Origin of the sequence: Actinoallomurus acaciae (genome assembly GCF_042429965.1) — a bacterium.
Taxonomy (GTDB): domain Bacteria; phylum Actinomycetota; class Actinomycetes; order Streptosporangiales; family Streptosporangiaceae; genus Actinoallomurus; species Actinoallomurus acaciae.
In genome coordinates, this window is the sequence record NZ_JBHLZP010000034.1 from 24,096 (window position 1) to 31,205 (window position 7,110).

Consider the following 7,110-nt stretch of genomic DNA (forward strand, 5'->3'; position numbering starts at 1 on the left):
GCCGGGTTGACAACGCAGAAACCGAACCTCCCCGGCTACAAGTCCGACCAGGTCATCTCCGTCAACGCCAGCGGGGGAGAGGCGAATTACGAGTCCTACTGGGCCTTGCTGAAGGCCGACGATCCGCCGGCCGACGACGTTCAGCACACCGCCGAGGAGATCACCGCGTTCGCGAAGGCGGCCAAGCCGAAGAACGTCTCACAGGTGGGGCAGGCCTTCCTCGACTTCAATAACGCTCTCAACAAGATCAACTTGCCCAACAAGGGCGAGATGACCCTGACCGAGTTCATCATGGAGATGGGGAGGCAACTGCACGAGGCCTGGAGCGGTGGAGCGACGGCCGCGCCCGAGGCCCAGCGTCAGCTCACGCTGCTGTACCAGTCGGCCCAGCAGCTGATGGACACCTCCGCGCAGGCCGGTTACACCATCAAGGCCCATGGTGACGACGTGCTGCCGAAGTTCACGAAGTGGTTCGACGGCAGCGACCACACCCTGGACAGCGCGACCAGCGTCTACATGGACGGCGAATGGAAGACCAATAACTACGACAAGTATCCCGCGCTACAAGGTGCCAACCACACCAAACAGGACGAGCTCAACCTCGGGCACGCCGAGCAGGTGGCCATGAAGGCGTTCCGCGATGACTGGGCGCGCAAGAAACTGGCGGAGCACAACACGAATGTGTCCTCGTCATACGACCTCCTCCCGTACTCGCTGGATCTGTCGTTCCCGCCCGGCGCGGACGTTCCCAAGTCACCGGATCCGGTCAAGGACACCGGCGACCATGGCAAGCCGACGACGCCGCCCGTGACACCGCACAGCCACGTGCCCAGTGCGCCGAGCACGCCGAGCACCACGCATCACGTGCCCGTCCCTTCGGGGGTCCACCCGAGCATCACGAGCCCCGCCGGCGTGATCGATCACAGTGGTTCACACACCACGGGCGGTACCGATCTGTCGGGGGTCGACAACTCGAGTCACCTGCACAACCCCGGCGGCACGAACCTGGACACTCCGCCGAACCTCGGTGACGGCGGCGGGACCCGGCTGACGAACCCGAACACGGGGCCCGGGCCGACGACCGGGCTGGGCGGAGGCGACAATCCGTTCACGCCCGGTCTGATCAGGTCTCCGAGCCTCGGGGGCGGCGGCCTCGGCCCGAAGGGTTCGAACCCACTGGGGATCAAGACGCCGAGCGCCACGGGGCCGGACGGCACCATCGGCGCTCGCGGGTCCGTGAACACCGCGGCCGCCACCGCGGAGGCCGAGGAGGCGACCGCTGCCACGGCGGCGAACGCCACCCGGGCCGGCGGCGGCGCGGGGATGGTCCCGCCGATGATGGGCGGGGGGCAGGGGCAGCAACAGCAGGACCGCGAGCGTGGCACCTGGTTGCCCGAGGACCACGACTTCTGGGCTTCGAGCGACGAGGTGGCTCCGCCCGTCATCGGACGGAAGGGCGAGTGACGCGCGCCCTGCCCTGTCGTCCACGCCCGGGTACGCGAAGAGGACGGCCGGCGGCTGGCCACTGACGGTCAGATGGGAAGGCCGCCGGCCGTTCGTCCCCGTCGCTCGGCGAATATCGGGAAAATGGCGCGGCATGTACCGCATGACCGCGTCGGCGTACGATGCGCGGTGAGGCGGCTTATCAGGGGAACCGACCGCCATGGCCGGCAGTCCAATTGGCACGTTGGTGAGCCTCCAGGCTGGACGCTCCCGTTCTCAGGAGATTGGTGAGGCAGATGCCGCTCGCGTACGTACACGGCGTTTACTACGCGCCGATCAGGCTGGTCATCTACCTGATCATCTTCGGCGTCGTCGCCGTCATCGGCGCGATCGCGCGCCGGTCCAGGCGGAAGAACATGAGCCAGTACGGTCAGATGCCGGGCCAGTCGTGGCAGCAGCAGGCTCCGCCACCCGGTTCGGGATACGGAGCCTGGAACAACCAGCAGCAGGGTTATCCCCAACAGGGATACCCCCAGCAACCGGGTTATCCCCAGCAGGGATATCCGCAGCAGCAGGGGTATGGCGGTCAGCAGCCGCCGCAGGGATACCCGCAACCACAGGCCCAGGCGCCCCAAGACTACAATCAGCCTCCTCAGCAGCAGGGATACCAGCAGCCGCCGTGGTGAGAGCGGAGATGCTTGTCGTCATCTGTCGCGATATGTCCGGTAATGCCACTCCTGGTCACTCGACACCCCCTCTAGTCGGTTGAAACCACACCCCACTTCACGCGAAGCTTTCTACGCTGTGCCCCTAGTGAAGCCGACGAAGTACGGGACGTGGTCGATGTGACAGCCCGCGAAGCCCGGTTACTGCAACCGGGCCGCGTTTACGTCGGCTGGCGCTATGCCCAGGTCCACGACGACCCCGGGCCTCCGCCGAAGCGCCCGACGCCTCCGGAGTCGGAGAAGGTCGACCACGAGTGGCTGGCCTCGCAGCGGCAGAAGGAGAACCTCTTCAACCGGCCGCTGAGGATGGTCGGCGTCGCCACGGCCGTGGGCGCCCTCGTCTTCATCGTGTTCGGGATCACCGGCACGCTCCCGTGGGCGTTCTCCATCGCGGGCCTCGCGGCGTGCGCCGCCATCGCGGGGATCACCGGATACTCCATGTGGCAGAGCGAAAGCGCGTTGCGCGCGCGGCTGGCCGAGGAGCACGAGCGGTACCAGCGCCGGGAGGAGGAGCGGCGGCGTCGGCTGGAGGCGGCGCACGCCGCGCACGCCCGCGCGTACCAGGAGTGGCAGCACCGGCGCGAGGCCTTCGAGTCGCAGCACGAGTGGTACGCCGTCACCGTGCCGCAGGGCGTGGGCCGGGTGGACGTGGCCGGCGGCACGCTCTCCGGATGGTCGGCGATGGTCACCATGATGGGCGCGGCGAGGCTCGCCGGCGGCTCGCAGGTGACCGTCCTGGACCTGTCGGAGGGCGCGGTCGCCAAGGAGCTGATCGAGCTCGGGCACGACCAGGCCGAGCGACCGCTCGTCTGGGTGCTGCCGGGCGACCTGCCGCAGCTCGACCTGACGCACGGCCTCGGTCCGGAGGAGCTCGCCGACGTCCTCTCTCTCGTGGTGAGCGTGAGCGAAGAACAGTCGAGTACCCGCGACCTGTCCTTCGACAACGCGATCCTCGAGCGGATCCTGGGCGTGTTCGGCGGCCGGGCGCCGATCCCGCGCATCACCGCGGCCCTGCGCGCCCTCGCCCAGGTCGGCGATCCGCGTGACGACCTGCGAAGCGGGCTCATCACCGACGAGGAGCTCGCGAAGATCACCACGATGTTCGGCCGCGGTGCCGCCGACCGCGTCGTCATCGAACGTGCCTGGGCCCTGGAGTCCCAGCTTCGCAAGCTGGACAAGCTCGGGTCCAACCCGACGCTGCTCCCGCCGAGCCGGCTGCGCGTCATCACCACCGACCGCCGCGCCGGCGTGCTCACCAACCGGGTGCTGGGCACGTACGTCACCGCCGCGCTGACCCACGTGCTCCGTGCCTCCAAGGACGGCGAACCGTGGGCCCACACGCTGATCCTGTGCGGCGCGGAGAAGCTGCGCGGCGACGTGCTGGACCGCCTCATCGACTCGTGTGAGGCGACCTCGACCGGCCTGGTCCTGATGTACCGTTCGATCCCGCCGCACGTGAAGGAGCGGCTCGGCCGCGGCGACGCCGCCGTGGGGTTCATGCGGCTCGGCAACGCCGAGGACGCCCGCGTCGCCGCCGAGCAGATCGGCGCCGAGAAGCTCCTCGAGATCGCCGAACTCACCGACAAGATGAGCGAGGCGGTGGCGGCCGACGCGGAGAGCGGCGCGTACGTCAGCACGGTCGGCCGCTCCGTGCCGACGGTGTTCGAGGACACCGGCACCTCGGAGGACGAGCTCCCGGAGGGCATCGGCCGCGCGACCGCGTGGGGCCAGAGCACCTCCCGGGCGGCCGACGCGGGCAAGGGCTCGCGCGAACTGGCGGTGGAACCCCACGAGCTCCAGCAACTACCTCCGACCGCCATGATCTTCACACACCCCGAGCCGACGGGCCGCCGCATCATCCTCGTGGACGCGAACCCGGGCATCATGACGCTGCCCACGGCCAACATCCAGGAGTACGAAGAGGCCACCGGTCCGACCCGTGCCCGCCACGCCAAACCGGACATCACCCCACCGGACGGCTCCCCGCGCAACACCCCGAACCTCGGCCCGCCTCCGGAACGCCTCGACTTCCGCAAGAAGAAACGCTGATCCGGCGACAGCGGGTGCCCGCCGCTCCGGCGGGCACCCGGTCCGTCGATCGCGTTATGCGGGCAGCCGGTCGAGCACCTCGCGCAGCATCTGGCTCTGCTCGGTGAGCAACTGCTTGTGCTCCCTGAGCATCTGCCCGTGCTCGTTCAGCATCCGGCCGTGCTCGTTCAGCACCTGCCCGTGTTCGTTCAGCACCCGGCCCTGTTCGCTCAGCACCCGGCCGTGCTCGGCCTGTGTGCGGCGGATGCCGCCGACCTCGAGAACCAGCCCGCCGAGGATGTCGGCCTGCCGGAGGAACTGGGCGTGGTGCTCGGAATGCGTCATACCGATCGCGTTGATGACGTGTCGCTGCTGCCCGGCGGCGACATGGAGGTCGGCCACCTCCTTGTCGAGCGTCCCGAACAGCTCGGCCGTGTGCTGAGCCTGCTCCCTCCACTCGCGGAGGCTCGCGGTCTCCTCCTCGACGGCGGTGAGGCGCCGGCGCATGTCTTCCATTTCGATGGTCAAGAGAGATCCTCTCGTCGATGTCGGGGATGGTGAGGAACGTTAGCCCCCGTAAACGCGGTGTGCAATCGGTTCGTCACGGAACGTTAAGAGGGGGTAGCGCGGGCCGTGGGGCGGTGACGTGCGGGGTTTCCTCGTGGTGGGTCCCGGTTCGGGCTTTCCCTGGCACGAACGGGCGTGGGGCGGTAAACCTGCATGCGTGGCAGGGGTTGCTGGGGGACTTCAGGGGCCGTGGTACCGGGTTCAGGCGATTCTGTCGCCGGCGCGCGGTGCCTCCGCCGAATGGGACTTCGTCACGGTGCTGCCCGCCGTGCTGTCGGCGGCGCAGAGCGGCCGCCCGTTCGTCGTCGGATGGATGTCGCGCGGCGGCGGCGCGCCGCTCGAACTGATCACCAACGCCGGGCCGCTCACCCCGTCCGCCGAGCCGCAGCAGGGCCTCCTCTTCCCCAACGGCGCGCGCGGGGTGGAGATCGGGGACGACTGGCTCGCCGACGCCGCCGCGATGACCTGGAGCCGCTGTCCGGCGCGGCTGGCGCCGCCGCTCATGTCCACGAGCGTGGACGGCGGACCCAGCCTTTTCGAGTCCACGCTGGTCACTCTCATGGGCCGGCCGTTCGGCTGGCTGGTCATCGCCGAGCAGTGCGGCGAGCAGGTGCTCAAGGACGAGGTCACCGACCTGCAGTACGAGCTGCAGGTGCAGCGCCGCGGCGACGACGAGCTCGCGGTCGAGCGCCTCGAACGCCGGATGGCCGAGCTCGAGGCCTTCCAGGAGGCGGGCCTGTGGCGGGTGCGCGTGCTGGCCGGCGCGGCGTCCGCGCGGGAGCTGGACCAGATCGCCCCCGTCCTCGTCGGCTCGGCCGAGATGAGCCACCACCCGTACCGCCTGCGGTCGGGGGAGCGCGCCGTCCGCTTCCACGAGGCCGTGCACGTCGACACGCAGGATCAGGACCTGCGCTCGCCGTTCATCGCGACCGCGGGCGCGCTGGCCGCCCTCGCCGGGCTGCCGCGCCGTGAGGTGCCCGGACTGCGGGTGCTCGACGCCGGCTACTTCGACGTGACCTCCGAGGTGGCCGGCGCCGCCGGCGAGAGCCTCGCGCTCGGCGCGGTCCTCGACGGGCAGGACCGCCAGGTCGGCACGTTCACCGCGCCGCTGCAGACGCTGAACCGGCACGTCTTCGTCACCGGCTCGACCGGCGCGGGCAAGTCCCAGACCGTACGCCACCTGCTCGAACAGCTCACCGAGGCGGGCATCCCGTGGCTCGCCATCGAGCCGGCCAAGTCGGAGTACGCCGCGATGGCGGGCCGGATCGGCGCGCCCGTCACCGTGGTGAACCCCTCCGACCCCGGCGCGGTGCCCCTGTCCGTCAACCCGCTCGCGCCCGCGCCCGGCTATCCCGTACAGGCGCACATCGACATGGTCCGCGCGCTGTTCCAGGCCGCCTTCGACGCCGAGGAGCCCTTCCCACAGATCATGTCGCAGGCCCTGCAGCGGGTGTACGAGGCCAACGGCTGGGACGTCGTGACCGGGCGCGGACGCCCCGGCTCGGCGATCGAGCCCGCGGTGCCGACCCTCGAACAGCTGCAGAAGGCCGCCCTCCAGGTGATCAGCGACGTCGGGTACGGCAACGAGCTGATGGCCGACGTCAAGGGTTTCGTCGACGTACGCCTGCGGTCGCTGCGCATCGGCTCGGCCGGCCGGTTCTTCGAGGGCGGGCACCCGGCCGACATCGAGGGCCTGCTCGGCAAGAACGTCGTGCTCGCCATCGAGGACGTCGCCAACGACGAGGACAAGGCGTTCCTCATGGGCACGCTGATCATCCGGATCGTCGAGCACCTGCGGCTGCGCGCCCGCCGCGAGAGCGGCACCCGCGACCTCGAACACGTCATCGTCATCGAGGAGGCGCACCGGCTGCTGCGCAACCGCGGCGAGGGCAGCGCCGGCGCCCACGCGGTCGAGCTGTTCGCGGGCATGCTCGCCGAGATCCGTGCGTACGGCGAGGGCATCGTCGTGGCCGAGCAGATCCCGACCAAGCTCGTCCCCGACGTCATCAAGAACACCGCGCTGAAGGTCGTGCACCGGCTGCCCGCCCACGACGACCGCCGGCTCGTGGGCGCCGCGATGAACCTCGACGAGGACCAGTCGCGTGAGGTCGTGTCGCTGCCGCCGGGCGTGGCGGCGGTCTTCGCGGACGGCATGGACCGTCCGCTGCGGATCCGCGTACCGCTCGGGCGCGACCGTGAGCGCGCCCTGGCCGGGCCGGTGCCGCCGCTCGACGGACGGCGGTCCGCCGCGTGCGGGGACGAGTGCCGCCACGGCCGTGCCTGCACGCTGTACGAGCTGCGGGAGGCGGACCTGCTCGCCTCCGCGACCGAGTGGGCGTGGCTGCGG

At 70.1% G+C, this 7,110-nt stretch carries 5 protein-coding genes; 4 read left to right on the forward strand and 1 reads right to left on the reverse strand.

Translation table 11 applies throughout. The features are described from left to right. The first annotated feature begins 6 nt into the window (after positions 1-6). The 3 genes from ACFFNX_RS07270 (at position 7) to ACFFNX_RS07280 (ending at position 4,217) form a co-directional block, all read left to right on the forward strand. On the forward strand, positions 7-1,464 hold the full coding sequence (locus ACFFNX_RS07270; RefSeq protein WP_378197166.1) for a hypothetical protein: 1,458 nt from the start codon (positions 7-9) through the stop codon (positions 1,462-1,464). 275 nt (positions 1,465-1,739) lie between these two features. Then, positions 1,740-2,129, forward strand: a complete 390-nt coding sequence (locus ACFFNX_RS07275) for a hypothetical protein (protein WP_378197169.1) — start codon at positions 1,740-1,742, stop codon at positions 2,127-2,129. A gap of 150 nt (positions 2,130-2,279) precedes the next feature. Next, the gene (locus ACFFNX_RS07280; RefSeq protein ID WP_378197172.1) at positions 2,280-4,217 is read left to right on the forward strand and encodes a hypothetical protein; all 1,938 of its coding nucleotides are present in this window, start codon (positions 2,280-2,282) and stop codon (positions 4,215-4,217) included. A gap of 54 nt (positions 4,218-4,271) precedes the next feature. On the opposite strand, the gene ACFFNX_RS07285 is transcribed toward ACFFNX_RS07280, so the two are convergent. Further along, positions 4,272-4,724, reverse strand: coding sequence for a hypothetical protein (locus tag ACFFNX_RS07285; RefSeq protein ID WP_378197175.1), 453 nt, complete (start codon positions 4,722-4,724; stop codon positions 4,272-4,274). A gap of 196 nt (positions 4,725-4,920) precedes the next feature. On the opposite strand from ACFFNX_RS07285, the gene ACFFNX_RS07290 reads away from it, so the two are divergent. Next, positions 4,921-7,110: ATP-binding protein (locus ACFFNX_RS07290; protein ID WP_378197178.1), on the forward strand; the 2,190-nt coding region annotated here is incomplete at its 3' end.

Excerpts from the sequence above, each read along its gene's own strand:
- ACFFNX_RS07275 (WP_378197169.1), top strand. The coding sequence starts at position 1,740 with ATGCCGCTCGCGTACGTACACGGCGTTTACTACGCGCCGATCAGGCTG.